At 66.2% G+C, this 23,550-nt stretch carries 22 protein-coding genes; 7 read left to right on the top strand and 15 right to left on the bottom strand.

Features of this window, described 5'->3' with window-relative positions:
- Positions 1 to 189: 189 nt before the first annotated feature.
- The 7 genes from ACH82I_RS10820 to ACH82I_RS10850 all read right to left on the bottom strand — a co-directional run bounded on the left by ACH82I_RS10820 (position 190) and on the right by ACH82I_RS10850 (position 7,810).
- Entirely contained in the window at positions 190 to 867 is a 678-nt protein-coding gene (locus ACH82I_RS10820) for an HAD family hydrolase (RefSeq protein ID WP_413332515.1), read from the bottom strand.
- A gap of 149 nt (positions 868 to 1,016) precedes the next feature.
- Positions 1,017 to 1,760, bottom strand: coding sequence for a M50 family metallopeptidase (locus ACH82I_RS10825; protein ID WP_413332517.1), 744 nt, complete (start codon positions 1,758 to 1,760; stop codon positions 1,017 to 1,019).
- 37 nt (positions 1,761 to 1,797) lie between these two features.
- Positions 1,798 to 3,000 carry an ABC transporter ATP-binding protein gene (locus tag ACH82I_RS10830; protein ID WP_413332519.1) on the bottom strand — a complete coding sequence of 401 codons (1,203 nt, stop codon included), beginning with the start codon at positions 2,998 to 3,000 and terminating at the stop codon, positions 1,798 to 1,800.
- Positions 3,001 to 3,038: 38 nt separating this feature from the next.
- Entirely contained in the window at positions 3,039 to 4,367 is a 1,329-nt protein-coding gene (locus tag ACH82I_RS10835; RefSeq protein WP_413332521.1) for an ABC transporter substrate-binding protein, read from the bottom strand.
- A 92-nt stretch (positions 4,368 to 4,459) separates the two neighbouring features.
- Positions 4,460 to 5,491, bottom strand: a complete 1,032-nt coding sequence (locus ACH82I_RS10840) for a carbohydrate ABC transporter permease (protein ID WP_413332523.1) — start codon at positions 5,489 to 5,491, stop codon at positions 4,460 to 4,462.
- Positions 5,488 to 6,423, bottom strand: a complete 936-nt coding sequence (locus ACH82I_RS10845) for a carbohydrate ABC transporter permease (RefSeq protein ID WP_413332525.1) — start codon at positions 6,421 to 6,423, stop codon at positions 5,488 to 5,490. The genes ACH82I_RS10840 and ACH82I_RS10845 overlap by 4 nt, the downstream gene beginning before the upstream one ends.
- Before the next feature lie 292 nt (positions 6,424 to 6,715).
- Positions 6,716 to 7,810: an ABC transporter ATP-binding protein gene (locus ACH82I_RS10850; RefSeq protein ID WP_413332526.1), complete on the bottom strand. Its 1,095-nt coding sequence runs from the start codon at positions 7,808 to 7,810 to the stop codon at positions 6,716 to 6,718.
- Positions 7,811 to 8,072: 262 nt separating this feature from the next.
- Between ACH82I_RS10850 and ACH82I_RS10855 the strand changes: the two genes are divergently transcribed.
- The 3 genes from ACH82I_RS10855 to ACH82I_RS10865 are packed head-to-tail and all read left to right on the top strand — an operon-like array spanning position 8,073 to position 11,219.
- A complete protein-coding gene (locus ACH82I_RS10855; RefSeq protein WP_413332528.1) occupies positions 8,073 to 9,314 on the top strand; it encodes an extracellular solute-binding protein in 1,242 nt (413 codons plus the stop codon).
- The gene (locus ACH82I_RS10860; protein WP_230745600.1) at positions 9,311 to 10,279 is read left to right on the top strand and encodes a carbohydrate ABC transporter permease; all 969 of its coding nucleotides are present in this window, start codon (positions 9,311 to 9,313) and stop codon (positions 10,277 to 10,279) included. The genes ACH82I_RS10855 and ACH82I_RS10860 overlap by 4 nt, the downstream gene beginning before the upstream one ends.
- A gap of 1 nt (position 10,280) precedes the next feature.
- On the top strand, positions 10,281 to 11,219 hold the full coding sequence (locus tag ACH82I_RS10865) for a carbohydrate ABC transporter permease (RefSeq protein ID WP_413332531.1): 939 nt from the start codon (positions 10,281 to 10,283) through the stop codon (positions 11,217 to 11,219).
- Between the two features lie 7 nt (positions 11,220 to 11,226).
- On the opposite strand, the gene ACH82I_RS10870 is transcribed toward ACH82I_RS10865, so the two are convergent.
- Genes ACH82I_RS10870 through ACH82I_RS10900 form a run of 7 tightly spaced genes read right to left on the bottom strand, consistent with a single transcriptional unit; the run spans position 11,227 to position 19,358 of the window.
- Entirely contained in the window at positions 11,227 to 12,240 is a 1,014-nt protein-coding gene (locus ACH82I_RS10870; RefSeq protein ID WP_413332533.1) for a sugar phosphate isomerase/epimerase family protein, read from the bottom strand.
- Positions 12,237 to 13,244, bottom strand: coding sequence for a sugar phosphate isomerase/epimerase family protein (locus tag ACH82I_RS10875; RefSeq protein WP_413332535.1), 1,008 nt, complete (start codon positions 13,242 to 13,244; stop codon positions 12,237 to 12,239). The genes ACH82I_RS10870 and ACH82I_RS10875 overlap by 4 nt, the downstream gene beginning before the upstream one ends.
- Before the next feature lie 26 nt (positions 13,245 to 13,270).
- Positions 13,271 to 14,479: a substrate-binding domain-containing protein gene (locus ACH82I_RS10880; protein WP_413332537.1), complete on the bottom strand. Its 1,209-nt coding sequence runs from the start codon at positions 14,477 to 14,479 to the stop codon at positions 13,271 to 13,273.
- 16 nt (positions 14,480 to 14,495) lie between these two features.
- On the bottom strand, positions 14,496 to 15,632 hold the full coding sequence (locus tag ACH82I_RS10885; protein ID WP_413332539.1) for an ABC transporter permease: 1,137 nt from the start codon (positions 15,630 to 15,632) through the stop codon (positions 14,496 to 14,498).
- Positions 15,629 to 16,726, bottom strand: a complete 1,098-nt coding sequence (locus ACH82I_RS10890) for an ABC transporter permease (protein WP_413332542.1) — start codon at positions 16,724 to 16,726, stop codon at positions 15,629 to 15,631. The genes ACH82I_RS10885 and ACH82I_RS10890 overlap by 4 nt, the downstream gene beginning before the upstream one ends.
- Positions 16,723 to 18,261, bottom strand: coding sequence for a sugar ABC transporter ATP-binding protein (locus ACH82I_RS10895; RefSeq protein WP_230745613.1), 1,539 nt, complete (start codon positions 18,259 to 18,261; stop codon positions 16,723 to 16,725). Before ACH82I_RS10895 ends, ACH82I_RS10890 begins: the two co-directional genes overlap by 4 nt.
- Positions 18,258 to 19,358 (bottom strand): Gfo/Idh/MocA family protein, encoded by a 1,101-nt coding sequence (locus ACH82I_RS10900; RefSeq protein ID WP_269067304.1) that lies wholly within the window; start codon positions 19,356 to 19,358, stop codon positions 18,258 to 18,260. Before ACH82I_RS10900 ends, ACH82I_RS10895 begins: the two co-directional genes overlap by 4 nt.
- Positions 19,359 to 19,462: 104 nt before the next feature.
- Here ACH82I_RS10900 and ACH82I_RS10905 point away from each other — a divergent pair, with 104 nt between their 5' ends.
- The 4 genes from ACH82I_RS10905 (at position 19,463) to ACH82I_RS10920 (ending at position 23,052) form a co-directional block, all read left to right on the top strand.
- Positions 19,463 to 20,641, top strand: coding sequence for an ROK family protein (locus ACH82I_RS10905; protein ID WP_413332545.1), 1,179 nt, complete (start codon positions 19,463 to 19,465; stop codon positions 20,639 to 20,641).
- Between the two features lie 115 nt (positions 20,642 to 20,756).
- Positions 20,757 to 21,635 (top strand): PhzF family phenazine biosynthesis protein, encoded by an 879-nt coding sequence (locus ACH82I_RS10910; protein WP_413332547.1) that lies wholly within the window; start codon positions 20,757 to 20,759, stop codon positions 21,633 to 21,635.
- Positions 21,632 to 22,612 (top strand): methyltransferase family protein, encoded by a 981-nt coding sequence (locus ACH82I_RS10915; RefSeq protein WP_230745617.1) that lies wholly within the window; start codon positions 21,632 to 21,634, stop codon positions 22,610 to 22,612. Before ACH82I_RS10910 ends, ACH82I_RS10915 begins: the two co-directional genes overlap by 4 nt.
- Before the next feature lie 5 nt (positions 22,613 to 22,617).
- A complete protein-coding gene (locus tag ACH82I_RS10920; RefSeq protein WP_413332550.1) occupies positions 22,618 to 23,052 on the top strand; it encodes a YdeI/OmpD-associated family protein in 435 nt (144 codons plus the stop codon).
- A gap of 29 nt (positions 23,053 to 23,081) precedes the next feature.
- On the opposite strand, the gene ACH82I_RS10925 is transcribed toward ACH82I_RS10920, so the two are convergent.
- Positions 23,082 to 23,450: a VOC family protein gene (locus ACH82I_RS10925; RefSeq protein ID WP_413332552.1), complete on the bottom strand. Its 369-nt coding sequence runs from the start codon at positions 23,448 to 23,450 to the stop codon at positions 23,082 to 23,084.
- Between the last annotated feature and the right edge of the window lie 100 nt (positions 23,451 to 23,550).

A 23,550-nucleotide genomic window follows, 5' to 3' on the forward strand; every position in this document is an offset into this window, starting at 1 on the left:
ACGGTGTGGGTGCTTTTATCCAGTCTACTACTGATTGCGAAGAATGAATGTCACAATTCGGTAAACAATCGAACGACAATCACCTATCATTCAAATGAATGATCGACTTTCAGGCAGGGAGAACGCACTCACGAACATCGGTTCCGTCCAGCGGTCGGCGGCGCGAGTCCACGCCGTTCCGTCCTCGCCCTACTCCACGAGCAGCTCCGGCAGATCATCCATCGAGGTGAACACCTCGGCCGCCCCCGCCGCCAACAGCGTCTCAGGACTCTGGTGAACCAAGGAATCCGGGCTGAATCCGAGAACATGCGAACCCGCCGCAACTCCGGCGATGACTCCGGTCGGGGAATCTTCGATCACAGCCGCCTCGGCGGGGTCGACCTCCAGGAAATCGGCAGCCGCCAGGTAGACATCGGGGGCAGGTTTCGAGCGCGGCAGCTCCATGCCGGAGAAGATCCTGCCCCCGAACGATTCGAACAGACCGACCTTCTTCAGCTGCAGTTCGATCTTCGGCCGATCCGCACTCGACGCACACGCAAGCTTTCCCGGATAGGCCAGAGACAGCTCACGCACGGCCTCGACCACACCGGGAATCGCCTTGAGGGACGCTTCGAGCGCGACATTGCGTCGCTGCCGGAACTCGGACAGCCAGTCGGCATCGATGCGGTATCCGGTGTGCTCCTCGATGACATCGGCCTCGTCCCGAAGCATCTTGCCCACAAAACGTGCCAGTGACTCTTCTCGCGACAGCCGCCACCCGAGGTCCGCGAGCATCTCACGCAGGACGTCGTTCGTGATGCTCTCGGATTCGACGAGGACTCCATCGCAGTCGAACAGAACGGCGGCATATCTCGGCTTCGGCGTCATGTCCTGATTGTCTCACTCGGCACTGACGCGAGGTTCGGATACCCGAGGGGCGGACGGAGTCGACCGCGCGCAGAACACGCGGTTCGGGTGTCAGCAGAACAGGTGACCGCGAATCTCCGCCGAGCGCGAATCTCCGCCGCCCTCAGGACTCACCCGAGTGCGAGCGCCGAATACAGAATCCATCCGGACCCCAGCGCACATGCCACGATGACCAGGGCGAACAGTGTCAGCCAGGCGCCGGCTGGAAGGCTCGAACCTCGGCTGAGGATGTAGGCATCGGACTGCTGCACACCGCGCCTGCGCGTGTGGACCCGGATGACCTTGACGAGGTCTTTGAGCGCGCCGATGGCCAGTGCCGTGCCCAGCGCGGCCACGAACACCGAGATCCACTCGAGGGGCATGAACACGACGACGAGCTGCGCCGCCACGGCCGTGAACACGGCGATGACGGCACCGGCGACATTGCGGATGAAGATGAGCGCGACCAGCAGGATCAGAGCGCCGATCGACAGAGCCAAAGGCGCCCACCCGAACACCGCCGAGGTGATGAGGACCAATCCGAGCACGCCGGGTGCCGGATATCCCCAGAACCCGGCCCAGGTGGCCGAGAAGCCGACCCGGCCGAAGGAGTTCATCTGCCCGGAATGGTCGAAGTTCAGCGAGATTCCCTTGACCACACGCCCCGTCATCAGTGCCGCGAAAGCGTGCCCGAGCTCGTGCACGAAGGTCACGAACATCCCGAAGAAGCGCCAGACCCCCGGCGTCAGCGTCACGACCAGGGGAATGCCGACCACGAGGACGAGTCGCAGAACATCGAGTTCGAGGCCGTCCTGACGCCCGAATCCGGACGTGATGGCCTCCCACCACGTCGCCGCTCCCTGTTTCAGATCCATAGCCGCCAAGTCTATGAATCAACCCTGAGCGGCGTCCTCAGGCGATAGCCAGCTGAGTCTCGGGGTCGAAGATCCGGGCGCGCTCCGGGTCGAGAGCCAGCCACATCCGATCTCCGCGCTTGGGCGTCGATCCCTTCGGCAGGCGGACGACGAAGGGACGCTCGCCGAGGTGGCCGACCGTCCCAGTCCCACCGATCGCTCCGGTCCCGCCGGCCGTCCCCGTCTCGCTGGCCGCTCCGGTCCCGGCGCCGCGAACCGTTCCGGTCCCACCGATCGCTCCGGTCCCGCCGCCCTCGGTCCGGGCCAGCGACCCGTAGACATAGGTGTCCGAGCCCAGCTCTTCGATGAGATCGATGTCGAGAGCCAGGGCTGCCTCGCTCTCGCCGCTGGGACGCAGGTCTTCCGAGCGGACCCCGAGGACCACCTCGGCGGGGGTGTCGGCAGCATTGCGAGCGAGGGGCACCCGAGCGTCGCCGATGACCAGCCCCGACTCGGCCCGGCGTGCATTGAGCAGATTCATCGTCGGCGAGCCGATGAACCCGGCGACGAACAGCGAGCGCGGGTGATCGTAGAGCTCACGCGGGGTGCCGACCTGCTCGATCCGGCCGCCATTCATCACCACCACCCGATCCCCCATCGTCATCGCCTCGGTCTGATCATGCGTGACATAGACGGTGGTCACGCCGAGCTTGCGCTGCAGCGCAGCAATCTGCGCACGGGTCTGCACGCGCAGCTTCGCATCGAGGTTCGACAGCGGTTCGTCCATGAGGAAGACCTGCGGCGATCGCACCAGCGCACGGCCCATCGCCACCCTCTGCCGCTGCCCGCCCGAGAGCTCGCGCGGCTTGCGATCGAGCAGACCATCGAGCTCGAGCATCGCCGCGGCCGTCTCGACCTGGGTCACCCGCTCGGCCTTGGGCACGCCAGCGTTCTTCAGGGAGAACTCGAGGTTGCCGGCCACGCTCATGTGAGGGTAGAGCGCATAGGACTGGAACACCATCGCCACGTCCCGGTCCTTCGCCCCCACCTCGGTGACGTCCTGGGAACCGAAGACGATCCGTCCGGACGTGGGGTGCTCGAGACCGGCGAGCATCCGCAGCGTCGTCGATTTCCCACACCCCGAGGGACCGACAAGGACGAGGAACTCCCCGTCGGCGATGTCGAGATCGAACCCCGCAACCGCGGGGGTCTCGGCCTGCGGGTAGCTCAGGCTGACATCTGTGAGGGTGACGTTGACCATCGTGCGGTCTCCTGTGTCTTGTCGTCGGGAAGGTGGCTTCAGTTCTTCAGCTTGTCCGGCAGGTCGTTGTCGTAGAGGCCCTGCAGCTCGTCCTGGGCGCCCTGCAGCTCCTCGGTGACATCGGCATCCGAGGTGAGGATCTTCTGCAGCGACTTCGCGATCGTCGTGTCACCGCCGGGCAGGAGCACTCGGCCCGGATCCTGGGTGCGGGTCTTCTCGAGCTGGTCGACCGCGACCTCGAACTGCGGAGTCTTCTCGTAGACCTTGCTCATATCGGCGTCTGTGCGCACAGGCAGGTAGCCGGTGCCCCCGGAGAACGTGGCCGTGTTCTCGGAGTTCGTCAGATAGTCGAGGAACATCGCCGAGGCGAGCTGCTCCTCCGGGCTCGACTTCGCCGAGATCCCCACGCCGGCACCGCCGGTGGGCACGACCTTGTCGGTCTCCTTCGGTCCGCCCGGCAGGAAGCCTACGCCGACCTCGAAGTCAGCGGATTCGAGGATGCCGGCCAGCGAACCGGTCGAACCGAGCACCTGGCTGGTCGCACCGGCGGCGAAGTCGTCCTCGGGGACGCCGCTGGAGACGTTCGCCCAGCCGTCCTTCGTCGAACCCTGCGCGAACTGGACGGCCTCGACGGTCTCGGGACTCGTCATCGCGGACATGTCCCAGTCGTTGCTCCAGCCGCCGCCGTAGCCCCAGACCATGTTGCCGAGGATCCACGCCGGATAGGCGTCTTCCTTCGGGTAGCTCAGCGCGGACTTCGCGATCTTCTTCTCCTGCAGCTTCTCCGAGTTGGCCTTGACGTCCTCCCAGGTGGCAGGGGCCTTGTCATCGAGTCCGGCCTTCTTGTAGTGGTCCTTGTTGTAGTAGAAGATCGGGGTCGACCGGGCGTAGGGCACCGCGTAGTGGGCGTCCTCGTAGAGGTAGTCGTCGAACAGCGTCTCCTGGTAGGTCGAGGTGTCCGACTCGGCGGATTCGAGGACCTTGTCGACGGGCAGCAGCGAGTCATTGGCGAAGTTCGTGAACCAGGTGGCGTCGGAGACGACGACCATGTCGCCGACCTCGTCGGAGTTCTGCGCGGTCTGGAACTTCTGCGAGACCTCTTCGTAGTTCGCCCCCGCGGTGACGAGTTCGACGTCGATGCCGGACTCCTTCTTGAAGTCGGCGACGATCTGCTTCTCGATATCCATGGACCCGCCGGGGTGGTTCGTCCAGAAGGTGATCTTGTCGGCGGGCTCTACATCCGAGTAGTCGACATCGGTCTCCGCAGCGGAATCCGAGCCGACGCTGGGTCCGCAGGCACTCATGCCGAGCGTCGCGATACCGAGGATTGATGCGCCGAGAACGAAGCGCTTGCTGGTGCGGGACATGTTCTTCTCCTCGAGAGCGGTGGATCAAGTGGCTGGAATGGATCTGGTGGCTGGAATGGTGAGGTTGACTGGGACGGTTCAGGTGCTGGTCACTACTTCACCGCGCCCTGGGTCAGGCCCGAGACGATGTGGCGCTGGAGGGCGGCGAAGACGACGAGGACGGGCACGATGACGAGCACGGCGCCCGCCATGAGGTAGCCGTAGCTGCCGGTCTGCCCCTCCACGGACTGGAGCAGGTTGAGCCCGACCGGCAGGGTCATGTTCTCCGGGGTGTCGGTGATGACCAGCGGCCACATGAACGAATTCCACTCGGTGACGATCGTGACCAGGGCGACTGTGGCGATCGCCGGTGCACAGACCGGGACGACGATCTTCCACAGCTTCTTCCAGTGGCCCGCGCCGTCGAGTTCCGCGGCCTCGAGCATGTCGATCGGCAGGGTCTTGAACTGCTGCCGCAGCAGGAACGTTCCGAAGGCCGTGCCCAGTCCCGGCAGCAGGATCCCCCACAGGGTGTTGCGCCCGCCGAGGGCGGAGATCGTCATATAGTTCGGCAGCAGCGCGACCTCGGGCGGAACCATCAGGGCGACGAGGATGCCGAGGAAGATGATGTTCTTGAACCGCACCTTGATGAAGACCAGCGCATACGCCGAGGTGATCGCCAGGACCACCTTGATGAGCGAGCCGACGGCGGTGACGATGATGCTGTTGAGCAGGATCCGTCCCAGCGGCACGCGATCGGCGACCGCGGCATAGTTGTCCGCCGTCGGCTCCTGCGGCCATAGTGTCGGGGTCAGCGTGACGATCTCGCCCGGCGGCTTGAACGAGGCGATGACCATCCACACCAGCGGCAGGACGATGACGACGAGCGCGATGAGCAGCGGCAGGTAGCCGGTGAGGATCGTCTCACCCAGATGTCGTGGGGTGAAGGCCTCGCGCCAGGCGGGGCCACGGCCGGATCGACCCGATCCACCCCGCGCCGAGGTGGTCCCGGAGACCCCGGCGACAGCGCCGGGGATATCTGCCCCGGTCCCGGCAACCCCTGCCCCGGTCCCTGCGATGATGCCCGCATTCCCAGCCCCCGCCTCGGCGCCGGGATTCGCTTCGTTCCTGGATTCGACGCTCATGCGTAGTGGACCTTCCGCTCGACGAAGCGCATCTGCACCGTGGTGATGATGAAGAGCGCTAGGAAGAGGACGACCGAGATCGCCGCGGAGTAGCCTGCCCGCTGGTAGACGCCGAAGCCCTGGAGGAAGAGTTCGAAGACGATGGTGTTCGTCCCGTGTCCGGTCGGCGTCATGATCCGCAGGATGTCGAAGGCCTGCATCGAGGAGAGGATCGTGGTGATGATGAGGAAGAACGTCGTCGGACCCAGCAGCGCGAAGCTGATCGTGAAGAAGCGGCGCACGGGACCGGCGTGGTCGATGGCCGCGGCCTCGAGCAGGTCCTTCGGGATCGACTGCAGCCCGGCCAGGTAGACCACCGCGCAGTAGCCGAGGTTCTTCCAGATGTAGACGACGATGACCATGACGAGAGCAAGATTCTTGTCCAGGTACCAGTCCGGCGAGTTCGCCCCGAAGAAGGCGAAGACGTGGGAGAGCAGACCGATCTGCGGATCGAAGATGAAGTTCCAGACCATGCCGACCCCGACCCCGGAGAGCACATAGGGCGAGAAGACGGCGGTGCGGGCGAAGGTCCGGCCCGGGATGTTCCGGTTGAGCACGAGGGCGAGGAGCAGGCCGATCGCCATCGAGATGACGACGGTGCTGATCGTGAAGATCAGCGTCACCCGCCACATGTCGAGCCCGGTCGGCGAGGTGAAGAGAGTGAGGTAGTTCTTCAGTCCGTCGAAATCCGCGCTGGCCGCTCCGAGGCGCCAGTCGAGCATCGAATAGTAGATGTTCGAGGCCAGCGGGTAGTAGATGAACGCAAGGATGAGGAGGACGTTCGGGGCGAGGAAGGCGAGGAACGTCGCCCACTCGCGCACACCTCGGCGATGCCGTGCCGCCTTCTGCGCGGGCGGATCCTGCACCTCGGACGGGGTGAGCGCTGCCTTCATTCCCATCCTCCGCCTCGGTCGACTCCGGCCGTCCGGCTGGACGACCTCGGTCATTGTCACCAGGCAGGATGAACCGCGACTCCGCTGTCGCTGAACAGCCGCGATCGGGCAGGTGAACGCGGCCGATGCGGGTGAATCACACCCGCACAGCCGGGACGTGCGGCACAGGCACGCGGGATGGCTGCGGCCGCGTCACCTCGGCGAACGTCCTGAGGTGGACGACAGCCCACGAGAACGTGAACGCGTTCGCGCTCCGTTCACCGACCCGCCGAGGCGGTTGCTCGAGCCGCCCTCAGACCAGAAGCCGCTCGGTCCGGGCATCGAAGACGCGCACCTGTGCCGGATCGATGTGGACGCTCATCTGTTCCCCTCGCCTCGGCACTCCGCCCTTGCTCAGCCGGGCGACCACGGGCTTCTCGCTGAGCTTGAGCGGATCTTGCTCGGGGGTGGTGCCGTAGACGAAGGTGTCGGAGCCGAGCTCCTCGACGAGCGAGATCTCGAGTTCGAGTTCGCTCGTTCCCTCCCCTGGTGAGACGGCCAGATCCTCGGGACGGATGCCGAGCACGATGTCCTCGCCCGATTCCGGCAGGTCCCGGGGCAGCGCAACCGAGACTCCAGCGCCGACCGCCGTGCCGTCGGCTCCGCGCTTGGCCGGAATGAGGTTCATCGTCGGCGAGCCGATGAACGCGGCGACGAACAGCGTGGCCGGGGAGTTGTAGAGCTCGCGTGGGGTGCCGACCTGCTCGATCCGGCCTTCGTTCATCACCACCACCCGATCGCCCATCGTCATCGCCTCGGTCTGGTCGTGGGTGACATAGACGGTGGTCACCCCGAGCTTGCGCTGCAGGGCCGAGATCTGGGCGCGGGTCTGCACGCGCAGCTTCGCGTCGAGGTTCGACAGGGGTTCGTCCATGAGGAAGACCTGCGGCCGGCGCACGATCGCCCGGCCCATCGCCACCCGCTGCCGCTGTCCGCCGGAGAGCGCCTTCGGCTTGCGGCCGAGGAGGTCCTCGAGTTCGAGCATCGCGGCGGCCTCGGCGACGAGCTCCCGACGCCGGTCCTTCGCCACCCCCGTGTTATTCAGGGAGAACTCCATGTTCTCCGCAACGCTCATATGCGGGTAGAGGGCGTAGGACTGGAAGACCATGGCGACGTCGCGGGTCGTCGGGGACACATCGGTGACATCGGCTCCGTCGAAGAGGATGCTGCCCGAGGTGGGGAATTCGAGACCGGCGAGCATCCGCAGCGTCGTCGACTTCCCGCAGCCCGAGGGACCGACGAGGACGAGGAATTCGGAGTCCGCGACCTCGAGGTCGACGTCGGCGACCGCCGGCCGCTCCGTTCCCGGATAGCTCAGACTCACCTCGCGCAGCGAAACATTGACCATGGGGCTCCTTCGCCTCTCTGTTGCCTGCCGTTCCCTACCGTGTCCTCAACCACCGAACTCGGCAGATTTGTGATTGAGAACTATCAGAAAGATCCATTCCTATGATTGATATTCACGGAATAACTTCACAATAGCGATTATATACTTGATTTGTGACTCCACTCACAGCATACTTTCTTTCAATGCGACTGTTCCGATCGACGCGGGCAACCGATGGCGACCGGGATGGTCGACCGACGATACGTTCAATGGAGAACTGCTCATGAGAAGAACACGCACACTCGGGGCCATCGCCGCCACGGCAGCATTGACGCTGACGGTGTCCGGCTGCGGCTTCGGCGGGTCCGATTCCGGCGACGAGGGCGGAAAGACCACCCTGGACTTCCTCGTCCCCACCTACTCGGATGCCACGAAGGGACTCTGGGAAGACGTGATCGAGGGCTTCGAGGCGGAGAACGAGGACATCTCCGTCAACCTCGAGGTCCAGTCCTGGGACAACCTCGAGAAGGTCGTGTCGACGAAGATCCAGGCCGGCGAGGCCCCAGACATCTACAACGGCGGGCCTTTCGCCGGCTTCGCCTCCGACGACCTGCTCTACAAGGCCGAGGACGTCACGAGTCCCGAGACGTTCCAGGACTTCGACGAGGGCTTCCTCGATAACGAGACCCTCGAGGGCACGGCCTATGCAGTTCCGCTCATCGCCTCGACCAGGGCGCTGTTCGTCAACAACGAACTCCTCGACGAGGCGGGGGTGAAGGAGGCGCCCAAGGACTGGGACGAACTCCTCGACGCGTCGAAGAAGGTCTCCGAACTCGGCGGCGGAGTGGCCGGCTACGGCATGCCGCTCGGGTCCGAAGAGGCCCAGGCCGAGGCGGCGATCTGGCTGTGGGGCGCCGACGGGACCTTCGGCGACGAGAAGGAGATCACGATCGACACGCCTGAGAACCTCGACGGGGCGAAGCAGATCAAGAAGATGATCGACGAAGGTGCGACCCAGGACGATCCGGGCTCCTCCCAGCGCACCCCGCTGCTCGACATCTTCGTCCAGGGCAAGATCGGCATGCAGGTCGGCCTGCCCCCGACTGTCGGTCAGCTCAAGGATTCCAATCCCGACCTCGACTACTCGGTGGTGCCGATTCCGACCAAGGACGGCTCGCCGATGACCCTCGGCGTCGGCGATCAGCTCATGGCCTTCCAGAACGACGGAGACAAGGCCGAGGCGATCACGAAGTTCTTCGACTACTTCTACACCGCTGAGAACTATCTGCCCTGGGTCGAGGCCGAAGGCTTCCTGCCGGTGACGAAGTCCGGCTCGGAGGAGCTCGCCGACAACGAGGATCTGAAACCGTTCCTCGATCTCATGCCCGATGCGCAGTTCTACCCTTCGACGAACTCGAAGTGGTCGGCCACCGACGGCGCCTTCAAGTCCACCTTCGGTGAGCTCGAGTCCAAGCCCGCCGACGAGGTGCTCGGGTCGATCCAGGATCAGGTCGACGAAGGGTGAGCCTGAGTTCCAAACCGAGCAGTTCGGGCTCCGCACCGAAGAGCCCGGGTTCCAAGCAGCGGAGCTCGGGTTCCGGGCGCCGGACCACGTGGCGTGACACCCTCAAGGCTCTGCCGTGGCTGGCCCCGGCGCTCGTACTCATCGTCGGGGTCGTGTTCTTCCCTGCCGGGCTGATGCTGTTCAACTCGACTCGGGATCTCGCGATCTCCGGGCTCGACAAGGGTTCGGTCGGCTTCGACAACTACGCCACGGTGTTCGGCTTCTCGCAGTTCTGGCCGATCATCGGCCGCACTGTGATCTGGGTCGTCGCCGTCGTCGGTCTCACCGTGGTCATCTCGCTCGGGCTCGCGCAGGTGCTCAACAAGGCCTTCCCCGGTCGGCAGCTGGTCCGGCTGGCCGTGATCATCCCGTGGGCCGCCTCGGTGGTGATGACGACCATGGTCTTCTACTACGGTCTCGAACCGTACTTCGGGGTGGTCAACAAGTTCTTCGTCGACCTCGGGCTGATCGACAATCCGGCCGGCTACGGGTGGACGAAGAATCCGACCACGGCCTTCCTGTGGTCGATCGTCATCGCGATCTTCGTGTCCCTGCCCTTCACCACCTATACGCTGCTGGCGGGCCTGGCCACGATCCCGCGGGAGACGATCGAGGCCGCGCGGATGGACGCGGCGGGTCCCGTGCGCACCTACTTCGCGGTCATCCTCCCGCAGCTGCGCGGGGCGCTGAGCGTCGCGGTGCTCATCAACATCATCAACGTGTTCAATTCCCTGCCGATACTGAAGGTGATGACCGGATCGATCCCCGGCTACGGGGCGGACACGATCATGACGATGATCTTCAAGTACATCGAACTCCAGCGCAAGGTCGACGTCGCCAGTGCGCTCTCGGTGATCGCCTTCGCGATCGTCATCATCATCGTCATCGTCTACGTCCGCGTCGTCAAACCCCTCAAGGAGGTCTGAAATGTCGGCCTCGCTCGACCGGAACACCCAGGACACAGCACCCGGAACTCAGGGCACCGCCCCTGGAACTCAGGCCCCGCCTCGGCGGACGAAGCGCTACACCGAGGACAAGGTGCCCTTGGGCACCGTGATCGGGCGGATGGTCGTCGGCCTCATCGTCCTGGCCGTGTTCATCCTGCCCTACCTCATCATGGTCTTCGGCTCGGTGAAGACGAAGTCGCAGATCAGGTCGGTCGACCCCACGTACTTCCCGCAGGAGTGGCACTGGGAGAACTTCGTGTCGATGTGGTCGACCCCGGAGACGCCACTAGCCCAGAACATGATCTCCACGGTCATCATCTCGGTCTGCGCGACCCTGCTCGTCCTCGTCGTCGCCCTGCCCGCCGCCTACTACACCGCCCGGTTCCGGTTCCCCGGCCGGATGGTCTTCATGTTCCTCGTCATCGTCACCCAGATGCTCCAGCCGGCGGTGCTGACCTCGGGCCTGTTCCGACAGTTCTCGATTCTCGGCCTCGGCGACACCTGGGCGGCGATGATCCTCGTCAATGCGGCCTTCAACCTGTCCTTCGCGACGTGGATCATGCACTCCTTCTTCGCCGGGATCCCCAAGGAGATCGACGAGGCGGCCCGACTCGACGGCGCATCCCAGCTGGCCGTCCTGTTCCGGATCAACCTCCCCCTCGTGTGGCCAGGGATCGTCACGGCGATCGTGTTCACGTTCGTGGCCTGCTGGAACGAGTTCGCGGCCTCGCTCGTCATCCTCTCCACGGCGGGCAATCAGCCGATCTCGGTGGCGCTGACGAAGTTCGTCGGTCAGTACGAGACGAGCTGGCAATACGTCTTCGGGGTCTCGATCGTCGGCATCCTGCCTGTGGTGCTGCTGTTCATGCTCATCGAGAAGCGCCTCGTCGGCGGCCTGACCACAGGCAGCGTGAAGTAGGGGCCGGTCACTGGTTCGAGAACGCCGCGTCGAAGGCGGTCTCCGGGCGCTTCCACAGCAGTTCGCGGATCTTCGCGACCGCCTCGGCGGCCCCGTGGAGTCGGTCCATTCCGGCGTCCTCCCACTCGATGGAGATCGGACCGGTATAGCCGATCGAGGCGAGCGCGCGGAACGCGTCCTCCCAGTGCATGTCGCCGTGACCCGTGGAGACGAAGTCCCAGCCGCGCCGCGGGTCTCCCCAGGGCAGGTGCGAGCCGAGGATCCCGCTGCGGCCGCTGGCCGGTCTCAGTCGGGTGTCCTTGCAGTCGACGTGATAGATGCGATCGGCGAAGTCGGTGATGAATCCGATGGTGTCGATCCCCTGCCAGAGCAGGTGGCTGGGATCCCAGTTGAGACCGAACGCCTCACGGTGCTCGATCGCCTCCAGGGTTCGCACCGTCGTCCAGTGGTCGTAGGCGATCTCGGAGGGGTGGACCTCGTGGGCGAAGCGCACCCCTTCGGAATCGAAGACGTCGAGGATCGGATTCCACCGCTCGGCGAAGTCTTCATAGCCTGAGTCGATGACCTCGGCGGGGACAGGAGGGAACATCGCCACATAGGGCCAGATCTTCGAGCCCGTGAACCCGACGACCGTGTCGACGCCGAGCCTGCGCGCCACCCTGGCCGCACGCTTCATGTCCTCGGCGGCGCGCTGTCTGACCCCTTCGGCCTCGCCGTCGCCCCAGACATAGTCGCGCACGATCGCCCGATGGCGGAAGTCGATCGGGTCATCGCACACAGCCTGCCCGGCCAGGTGATTCGAGATCGCCCATACCTTGAGACCGTGTCGGTCGAGGATGTCGAGGCGGGACTGCAGGTAGGCAGGGTCCTCATCGGCCCGAGCCAGATCGAGATGGTCCCCGGAGCACGCGATCTCGAGACCGTCGTAGCCCCAGGAGGCGGCCAGTCGGGCCACCTCTTCGAAGGGCAGCTCCGCCCACTGGCCGGTGAAGAGGGTGACGGGATGCGAACTCTCGGTCATGGCTGCTCCTTTGCAGGTGAGTCTATGTGTGCAGGGTTCTCGGTGCGTGCAGAGTCTTCGGGTGATTCAGCCGGGGAGGCATCTCTCATCCGACCACGCTGCATCTCGGTGAGGAAGTCGGCGCTGGCCCGGGCCAGTTCGTCCTGGCTGATCGCCAGCGGCCGCCAGATCGATGCGGCCACGGCGATCGTGTCGTTGTCGGCGGTGAAGCTCTCCAGGGTCAGCGGCCCCCCGTAGCCGATGTCGTCGAGGGCATCGAGGAAGCCGCTCCAGAAGCGCCGGTCCCCCTCGGTCCGGTCTCCTCCCACCGGACCTCTGTCGTTTCCGCAGACCTGAACGACCAGGCAGTGGTCCCCGGCGGCGCGGATTGCGGCGGCCGACGAGCGCTCCTCGATATTCAGGTGATAGCTGTCGAGGGCCAAACCGAGGCCGCTGCCCAGCAGGGGGCCCAGGGCGTCGAGTCCCTGCTCGACCGTGTTGATGATGCTGGTCTCGTAGCGATTGAGCGGTTCCACGGCCAACGCCACTGCCCGCTCGGCCGCATAGTCGGCCACCGGGCGCAGCGCCTCCCGCAGGGTGTCGATGACCACCCTGCGGTCGGCCGCGTCCATCCTCCAGACCCGTCCTGTGGCCGCGGTGAACGGTCCCGCCACGGTGGGCGATCCCACGGTGTGGGCCACGTCCACGCAGTGCCGCAGGTAGTCCTGGGTGTTCGCACGGAACCTCGGATCGATGAGGTCCCGACCGGGGCCCATCGCCCCGACGATCCGCGCACCCATGCCGGAATCGGCGAGCACCTCGGCGGCGGTGTCCGGGTCCCAGTCGCCCGCGCGCTCCACCGGCAGCTCCAACAGACCAAACCCGAACCCCCAGGCTCTGACCGCCAGATCCTTCAGTATCTGAGTCGTCAGCGGGGACGCCCACACCCAGGTGTTGACGCCGAGCTCACGCGGCCCGACCCCGGTCGGGCCGGGCACGCCCGCGATCTCCTGTGGCTCGTTCATGGCTGCAGACTCCGATCAGAGGATGATCAGGGGATGACCCTGTCCTGCCACACCTCGGGGAATCCCGACATGTCCTCGCCGCCGAACTTGGCATAGTGGCCATCGGGCATTCCCTCATTCCGGTCGAGGTACTCATCGAGGTCGCCGGCAGTGATCGGACTCTGCGGCAGAACCCATTCGGTCGGCACCTCCTCGCCCTTGAAGATCATCTCCGCGGCCAGCAGCGGAGTCCTCCACTGGAAGTTCGTGTACACGGGAGCCAGGGCCGTCATCTCGGTTTCCTTCCACTTCCGCAGGAAGCTCAGCTCGTCCTCACCGGTCATGACGGGATAGTCCTTGCCGGCATCCTCGAAGGCTTCAATGGCCGAGACTGCGCCGTCGCCGGCGTCCATCCAGATTCCCTGCACGTCACCCTTGGCGAGCTCATCGGAGACGACCTTCTTGATCTCGGCCGGATCGCCCTCGGTGAAGTAGTCGACGACTTCGATTCCCGCCTCCCCGAAGAGCTTGTCCGCGGCAGCCCACCGCTGTTCGAGCACGTCGACGCCGGGCAGGATGCGCAGGGCCACAACTTTGTCGCCTTCGCTGAGATTGTCGATGAGGAACTGCGAGGTGTCGATGCCCCAGGCGAATCCGCCGATCGGGTGGATGAAGGTCACCGCACAGTCGGTCTCGACGCCGCGGTCGAAGACGATGACGGGTTTGTCGGTCTCACACGCTCGTTCGACGGCCGGGGTGATGGCGGCCGTGGAGTTCGGCGAGATGATGAAGCCGTCGCAGTCGCCCTCGGAGATGAAGTAGTCGATGTCGGCGATCTGGGTGTCATCGTTGTCCTGCGCATCGCGGGTCTCCATCTCCGTGATGACGCCGTCCTTCTTCAGCTCCTTCAGCTGTTCGTTCATCGTGATCCACCCTGTCTGGCGCCACGGGTTGGAGATCGAGGCATTCGCGAAGCACATCTTCTTCTCGCCCTCGGCCTTGAATTCCGAAGTCTCGCCCATCTCCGGGTTGATCATCTGCAGGTAGGGTTTGTCCTCCGGGCCTTCCGGCACGACATCGCGCTCCTCGAACTGCTTGTCATAGAGCTCCTGATCGAACCATTCCTGCGACGACTCCTCCCCACCTCCGTCCCCTTCGTCCGCCGGCTCCACGGAGGGATCCGTCGTGCACCCCGCCAGTGCGATGAGCGCCGAGGCCCCCGCAATGGCGACCGCTGTTCTCACGCCTCTTCTCATGATGGAATCTCCTCTGTCATGTCCGGTCGGCGCCGTCGCCGCCGGTGAGTGGGATCGACGAAGGTGTCCCCGCCGAGGTGGTCATTGGCTTCTCGGCGACCCTCGCCGAGGTGGTGGCATCGTCCGGTGCGCTGGCAATGTCAGATGCGCTCGGCCGCTTGCGCCGTTTCGCGAAGATCACCCCGGAGTAGGCCACCGCCGCGATGATGATGGCGCCCTGGATCGCGTCGCGCATCGTCGCCGGCACCGTGGTGAAGTTGAGCAGGGTGAAGAGCGATTCGAGGGTGAAGGCGCCGATGAGAGCGCCGAGCACGGTCCCCCGACCGCCGCCGAGCACGACACCGCCGAGGACCACGGCGGTGATCGCCGTGAACTCGTATCCCTGTCCCACCGAGGGGTGCACGCCCGCATAGCCGGCCAGGAGCACACCCGCCACGGTGGCCGAGAGCGAGGAGAGGACGAATGCGAAGGTCTTCGTCCGCCACACATTCGCGCCCGCGAAGGTCGCCGCCCTGGCGTTGTCGCCGATCGCGACCACCGTCTGTCCGAAGGGCCGGCGGGAGATCCACACTGCGAACACGATCACGGCGATGAGGACGAGCACCGCGTAGGGCAGAAGGTCGACGACGGGGAGACCCTCGATCCCGCCCCGCCCGAGCCGCCGGAAGGACTCGGCGGGGTTGCCCGTCGCCGTCCCACCGGTCCACCACATGACTCCGCCGTGGATGACGAGCATCGTGCCGAGAGTGACGATGAAGGACGGCACCTTGAGCAGAGTGGTGGCCAGGCCGTTGACGATGCCGACGATGATGCCGATGCCGAGCATGAGGACGAGCACCGGACCGGTCTTCGTGTCATCCTCGCCGATGAGGTGACCTGCGGTCATCACCTGTGCGGTCACGACCGCCCCCATCGAGAGGTCGAACTCGCCGGAGACGATGACGAAGTACTGACCGATGGCGACGATCGCGATCGGTGCGACCCGTTGGATGAAGCGCATGAGGGAACCCGGCTCGGCGAAGCTCGGGTTGAGCACGATGATGGCGGTCAGGATCACGATGAGCAGGACGAGGACGATGCCCTTCGGGTCAACAGCGCGTCGGACCAATGTCATGAGGCGGTCTGATCTGTTCTCCGCGGCAGATGCGTTCATTGCGATCGCCCTCCCGTCTCCGCAGCCGGCGCGGGAGCCGCAGCCGGAGCGGGAGCCGGAGCGGGAGCCGGAGCGGGAGCCGGAGCCGATCCGGTGGCGATGTTGGGCCCCGGTGCGTTCGCGGCGAAGCGGATCCGGCGGGCGATGACCCGGCGACGGGCGTAGAGGGCGACGGCGATGATGATGACGAGTCCGCGGATGACGTCTTTGAGGAACGGGTTGAACTGCATGACGCTCATCAGGTTGTCGAGGACTGCGAAGATGGCCACGCCGCCGATCGTCCCCCAGATCGATCCGCGCCCGCCCATGAGCACCGTGCCGCCGAGGACGACCGCCGCGATGGAGAGCAGATCGTAGCTGCCCTGCGAACCGACGGTGGGGCTGCCGACGCCCAGACGACTGGCCAGCAGAAGGCCGGCCAGTCCGGCGCACACTGAACTGCCGATGTGGGCGCCGATGAGCGGCAGCCGCTGCCGGACCCCGGAGAGTCGGGCGACCTCCGAGCTGCCGCCGACGGCGAAGAGGTGGTGTCCGAAGGCGGTGCGCACGAGAATGAAGGCGACGAGGGCGGCGAGCGCGAGCATGACGATCGTCGAGATCGGAACCGGCCCGATGCCGGTGGCGCCGAAGAGCTGGAACGACCAGGGCACGCTGCCCTCCGTTCCCTGATAGTTCGTGTCGAGATACCCCTTGAGAATGAGCCCCACGCCGAGAGTCGCCACGAATCCGTGGACCCCGAGAACGGTGACGATGAGTCCGTTCGCCAGACCGATGCCGGCAGTGACCACGAGGGTCAGCAGCACGGCCGGGACCACCATCGCATCGCTGCCGTTCATCGTCTGCGCCGCAACGAGGCTGGCCAGACTCATCACATAGGGAACCGAGAGATCGAGGGAGGCACCGAGGATGACGAGGGTCTGGCCGATGGCGACGAAGCCGAGCACGCTCATCCCCGTGAGGATGTCCCTGATGTTTCCCGGGCTGAAGAGGCTGCGCCCCGTGGTGGCGACGAGGATCGCGGCGATGATGAGGACGGCGAGGAGCGCGAGGTAGACGAGTGCCGTGGTGTCGAGTCGGCGCAGCCGCAGTCTCATTGCCGCCCCACCGTCCCGGCATCGTCGCCGATCACCTGGTTCTCCGTCCCGACGGCCAAAGCGAGGATCTCCTCTTCGGTCGAACTCGGCGGCAGCTGGCCGGCGACCCTTCCGTCGGACATGACGAGGACCCGATCGGACATGCCCAGCACCTCCGGCAGCTCGCTGGAGACGAGGACGATCGCCACACCTCGGCGGGCGAGGCTGCGGATGAGTCGGTAGACGGCGATCTTCGCTCCGACGTCGATGCCGCGGGTCGGCTCATCGAGAAGCACCACCTGCGGGGAGGTCGCGAGCCATTTGGCCAGGACGACCTTCTGCTGATTCCCACCGGAGAGGGCGCGCACCTCCTGGGCCGAGCCGCGGCTGACCACCTCGAGGGATTCGAGGATGCCGGGCACCTCTGCCCGCATCTGCCGGGCCCGGGAGGGGAACACCGCTCGGATCGCCAGCAGGGCGTTGTCGAGCACCGATTGGGAGAGCGCGAGACCTGTGCCCTTGCGGTCCTCCGTGACGAGTGCGAGTCCGTTGCGGACCCCCTGCCGTGCCGATCTCAGGGTGAGAGTCGAGCCGTGCAGGCGCAGCGTTCCCCGGGTGAAGGGAACGACGCCGAAGATCGCTTCGAGCAGCTCCGTCCGTCCCGAGCCCTGGAGTCCCGCGACGCCGAGGATCTCACCGGCGTGCAGGTCCACGTCGATGTCGTCGAGCTGTTCGCTGCCCCCGCCGCGGACCTCGAGGACCACTTCGCCGATCTCCGTGCCTTCCTCGGGCTCGGGAAAGAAGGCGCTGATGGGCCTGCCGACCATGGCGCGGACGAGGCCGGCATGATCCAATTCTTCCGCCGGGCGACTGGTCACGAGCGCTCCGTCTTTGAGCACCGTGATCGTGTCGCACAGATCGAAGATCTCCTGCAGCCTGTGGGAGACGTAGATGATCGCCACGCCTTTGGACTTCAGCGCCCCGATCACCCGGTAGAGCACGGCCACCTCGGCCTCGGAGAGGGCCGCCGTGGGTTCGTCCATCGAGATGACCCGCGCGTCGACGGACAGGGCCTTGATGATCTCGACGATCTGCTGTTCGGCCACCGTCAGCCACCCGACCTTCGCCTCGGGGGTGATTCCCTCCACGCCGAGGTCGTCGAGCAGGGCCTGCGTGTCCGCTCGCATCGCCTTGACGTCGACGAGACCGCGCCGGCGAGGTTCCCGCCCGAGGAAGACGTTCTGGGCGACGGTGCGGTCGGGCAGGAGGTTGAACTCCTGGAACACGGTGGCGACCCCCGCTCGGCCCGCTTCGACGGGATGGGAGAAGTCGACGAGGCGATCGTCGATGGTCAGTTCTCCGCCGTCGCGTCGGTGCACCCCGGCGATGATCTTCATCAGCGTGGACTTGCCGGCGCCGTTCTCGCCGACGAGTCCGTGCACGGTGCCCGCGTGGACGTCGAGCGAAACCTCGTGCAGAACCTCGACGCCGAAGAACTGCTTGCGGATGCCGCGTGCGCACAGCACGGGGGCACCGGACGTAGGCGCGCCCGTCACAGCTGCTCGACCTCCACCCAGGTCCGCTGCGCCGCCGAGCGCAGCACGGCTTCGGTGACGAGTGCGGCCCGGACACCGTCGGCGAGCATCGGCACTCCCTCTCGCTCCTCACCGGCGAAGACCGCGTAGGAGTCGGCGATGAAGGCGTTGAAGGCATCCTGGTAGCCCTGCGGGTGCCCGGCGGGCACGGTGCAGAGTCGAGCGGCATCGAGGCTGAGCGCCTCGGGGTCGCGCATGATCAGGCGACTGCCGCTGCGGCGACCGATCCACAGCTGCTCCGGCTGCTCTTGGTCGAAGGCGATGCTCTCCTCGGTCCCGGCGACCTCGAGGACGAGGCTGTTCTTCCGTCCCGGAGCCAGCTGCGAGACGAGGACCGAGCCGGTCCCTCCGCCCTCGAGCTCGACGGTCATCGCAACGGTGTCCTCGGTCGTCACCTCGGCCCCACCTCGGCGGGGGTGCACTGTGCGCGTCGTCGCCGCGAGTGCGACGATGCGCTGCCCGAGGACGAATTCGATGAGGTCGACGAGGTGGGATCCGATGTCCGCGAAGGCCCGCGAGGGGCCGCCCGCACCGGCGTCGACGCGCCAGTTGTCATCCTCGTCCCCGAGCAGCCAGTCCTGCAGATAGCGGGCATCGACGGTGAGGATGCGCCCGACCTCGCCGCGCCGGATCGTCTCTCTCGCCTCGCGCACCATCGGATGGTAGCGGTAGACGAACGGCACCGTTCCGGTCAGTCCCCTCTCCTGTGCGGCGTCGAGGATCGACCGGGCCGAGGCCGCGTCGGTGGCCAGCGGCTTCTCACAGATGATGTTCGCGCCGGCGGCGAGCGCCCGCAGGGACTGTTCGACGTGGCCGGAGTTCGGGGTGCAGATGTGGACGACGTCGAGCCCCAGAGCGTCCAACTCCGCGCTCGTCGTCGCGGCCTCGTAGCCCAGTGCCGCCGCAGCGCGTTCACTGCCGACCGGACCGGAGGTGGCGATCACGGAGAGCTCCGCGCCGGCGAGTCGAGCCGCCTGGGTGTGGGTGCGCGCCATGAAGCCGCCACCGAGCATTCCGATTCTCGGTGCCGTCTGGGACGTATGAGCAACACTGACCATAGATCATTATGGTGACGGCCTCACCACTTTTGTCAATAGCTTTTCAAATGTCTTTCGCGAACCGTTGCTCTTCTGCAATGTGTTTTACTGAATGAATGGTCCAGATGAGCACTTCGAGCAGCGTCGACGTCTCCCACGCCGGGGGACTCTTCCAACTGCTCCGTAACGGTCAGCCGCGAACGCGCGCCGAGCTGGCCAAGTCGACGGGGCTCTCCCGCCCCACCGTCGCACAGCGGATCGATCAGCTGCTCGGACTCGGACTCATCTCGCCCGTCGACGCCGCGGCCTCGACGGGAGGCCGCCCCAGCTCGCAGTTCGCCTTCAATCCGCAGGCTCGGGTCGTCATCGCCGCCGATTTCGGGGCCTCGCACGCCCGGGTCGCCGTCACCGACCTGACCGGCACCCTGCTCGCGGAGACCGGGGAGGAGCGCGAGATCTCCCTCGGTCCGGTCAGCGCCATGGAGTGGCTGACCACGTCATCCCTGCTTCTGCTGGAGCAGTCCGGGCGCAGCCTCGACGAGGTCGTCGGAGTGGGCATCGGACTGCCCGGCCCGGTCGAGTTCTCGACGGGCAGACCGATCAATCCGCCGATCATGCCCGGCTGGGATCGGTTCGACCTGCCCGGAGCGCTGCGGGAGACGTTCTCGGCCCCCGTGCTCATCGACAACGACGTCAACATCATGGCGCTCGGCGAGCAGACCTCCGCCTGGCCGGAGACCACCGATCTCATCTTCGTCAAGGTCGCCACCGGCATCGGAGCAGGCATCATCTCCGGCGGCTCCCTGCGGCGCGGTTCCCACGGCGCCGCCGGTGACATCGGCCATGTCGCACTCTCCCGAGCCGCAGAGACTCCCTGTGCCTGCGGCAATCGCGGCTGCCTCGAGGCCGTCGCCTCCGGCAGGGCCATTGCCGAGGAGCTCACCCGCACCGGCACTCCGGCGGCGACCCCCGGGGACGTCGTCCGACTGGTCAAAGCGGGCGACCTCACGGCGATCCAGCTCGTTCGTCAGGCCGGTCGCGACCTCGGAGAGGTCCTCACCACCTGCGTGAGCCTGATGAATCCTTCGCTCATCCTCATCGGCGGAACGATGGCCCAGGCGGCCGAGCACCTCGTCGCCGGTGTCCGCGAGGTCGTCTACGCGCGTTCGATCCCCCTGTCCACCGAGCACCTGACGATCGCCCCCTCACATGCGGCCGGCGATGCGGCGATCCTCGGTGCCGCCCATCTCGCCATCGATGCCGCCCTGTCTCCCGAGCGGATCGCCGCCGCCCTCGGACGGTGAGGCGCCGACGCCCAGTGCACTTGACGCCCAGTGCACTTGAGGGCCAGTACACTGGAGGCAGAGGCCGCGCAATCCCCGAACAACGGCGCGGGCCACCTCTGCCGAAGGAGTGCAATTGCCCCATAACCGTCCCTTTGCCCAGGTCGACGTCTTCTCCGCCATCCCCTATCGCGGAAACCCCGTCGCCGTGATCCTCGACGCCGACGGTCTCTCCGATGCGGACATGGCCCGGATCGCGAACTGGACGAACCTGTCGGAGACGACCTTCGTCCTTCCGCCGAGCGACCCCGCGGCCGACTACCGGCTGCGCATCTTCACTCCGCACCGCGAGCTGCCCTTCGCCGGCCACCCCACCCTGGGCTCCGCGGCCGCCTGGCTCGATGCCGGCGGCACGCCCCGGACCACGGGCCGCATCATCCAGGAATGCGGTGCCGGACTCGTCGAACTCCGCAGAGGCGGCCAGGCTTCACCGTCGACCGTGACCTCAGATGTGACCGCCGAGACCCTGTCCTTCGCGGCCCCCGAACGCCTCCGCTCCGGCCCCCTCGACGAGGACTATGTCGAGCAGATCGCGGCCGCCCTGCACCTCGACCGCACGGAGATCCTCGGCCACCAGTGGGTCGACAACGGACCCGGCTGGGCGGCCGTGCGGATCGCGAGCGCCGCGCAGGTCCTCGACCTCGAGCCAGACTTCTCGACGATTCCCGATGCCAAGCTCGGCGTGCTCGGCGCACACCCGGAGGATTCGGAGCACGAATACGAGATCCGGGCCTTCGTGCCCGGCGTCGGTGTCGCCGAGGATCCGGTCACCGGCAGCCTCAACGCCTCGGTGGCGCAGTGGCTGATCGGCGCCGGACTCGCCCCCGACTCCTACTCCGCCACCCAGGGCACCGCACTCGGCCGGGCAGGAGTCATCTCGATCTCCCGCGAAGCCGAGAAGATCTGGGTCGGCGGCGCCGCCACCGTGTGCTTCCGCGGAACGGCCCTCGCATGAGCCGGCACCTGACCAGCAAGAACAAGCCGAAGAACCGGCTGCGCATCTTCCACGGCCGCATGTACTTCGCCCTCCAGGCCCTCGCGGGGGCCGCCTGGTGGCTCGGTGTCAGCACGCTTCCAGCCCTGCAGGAAGCGACGCTCGGCGGCCTCGACCCGCTGCTCGTCTCGATCATCGACATTCCGCTCTTCGTCATCGGCTCGGCCCTTGCCGCCCTCAACATGCGCTGGGCCGTGTGGCTCGCCTCGGCGTGGACGGTCATCGTCGCGATCTTCATGCTCATCTACGCCACGGTCACCACGACAGGCGGGATCGGTGCGATCCTCATGGTCGGTGCCGCGATCGGCAGCGTCCTCGCTGGATCGCTCATGCTGCTCGGCCGCATCCCCTCGCACCGCCTCATCGTCGGCCCCTTCGCCTTCCGGGCCTCGCACACGCGCATCCGCTCCCGACTCCTGGTCCGGACCACCGTCCAGCTCGTGATCTTCTGGGGCGTCTTCCTCATCGTCCTGCCCGCGATCATCAACGCGCTCGAGGACCGCTGGAACCTGTCATTCAAGTTCCCGATCCTCGTCGTCGTCGCGGGCTTCGCCCTGCTCGCCTTCTCCACCGTGCTCGGCGTGTGGTCGGCTCGGGCGATCGCGAACTTCGGGTCCGGGACTCCCCTGCCCGCGGAGATGGCCAACCACCTCGTCGTCCGCGGACCCTATGCTTTCGTCCGCAATCCCATGGCCATCGCCGGCATCGGCCAGGGAATGGCGATCGGACTCCTCATCGGATCCTGGCTGATCGTCGTCTACGCTCTGGCGGGTTCGCTGCTCTGGAACTGGCTCATCCGCCCCCACGAGGAGGCCGATCTCCGGGACCGCTTCGGGGCCGAATACGTGGAGTACACTCGGCGTGTGTCCTGCTGGTTCCCGCGCGGACGCGCCTTCGACGATGACGCCGAGGGAGAGCCTGAGACCGAGGAGGACTGAGTCCCATGGTCACATTCACGACGACGCTGCTGTCGCTGGGCAACAACGTCGGCATCGAAGTCCCCGAGGAGATCGTGCTCGGCTTCGGAGCCGGCAAGCGGGTCCCCGTGATCGTCACGATCGCGGACTACTCCTATCCCTCGACGATCGCGGTGATGGGCGGGAAGTTCCTGATCCCACTGGCCAAGGAGCACCGGGAGGCCATCGGCGTCGCCGGCGGTGAGACCCACGAGGTGACGCTCACCCACGACACCTCGTCCCGGGACACCCCAGTGCCCGATGACCTCGCCGAGGCGCTCGGAACCGCCGATGTCCGCGCGGTCTTCGACGCGCTGGCTCCCTCGAAGCGCAAGGAGCACGTGCGCCAGGTGACCACGGCCAAGGCCGAGGAGACCCGGGCCCGGCGGATCGCGAAGATCGTCGACTCGCTGACGCAGTGAGTCAGTGAGTCCGATTCGCTGTGCCCAGTTCAGCCTTCGTCGTGGATGGTCACCCGGTAGCCGTCGGGATCGGCGAAGGCGAAGATCAGACCGAAGGGGCTCGGTGCCGGCTCGCTGAGGATCTCGACCCCCGCCTCGGCGAGTGAATCGTGCAGAGCCTGCGCATCATCGCAGCGGAACCACAGCGCGACTCCGAGACCCGGGGTGGCCACCGAATCGAGATCGACGTCGGGCAGGGGCTCGCGGACCGCGAACGGGATCGGCGAGGTCGCGAAGACGACCGCCCCGGGAGGACCGGCCGGGGCCCGGGTGAGTCCGAGCCGGGTCTCGTAGAACTCCGCTGACTTCTCGAGGTCGCGGACCTGCAGTGCCGTGAAATCCAGTCCTGTCACGCTCATGATGGCTCCCTTCTCCCGATGCCCCGTAACTGCGCGGCATCATGTGTCTGTGTTTGTGTATCTGCGTACGTGTCTCTGTAAATCTGTCCCTGCATGTCAG

The sequence above is a fragment of the Brevibacterium sp. GP-SGM9 genome (assembly GCF_047300845.1).
GTDB lineage: Bacteria > Actinomycetota > Actinomycetes > Actinomycetales > Brevibacteriaceae > Brevibacterium.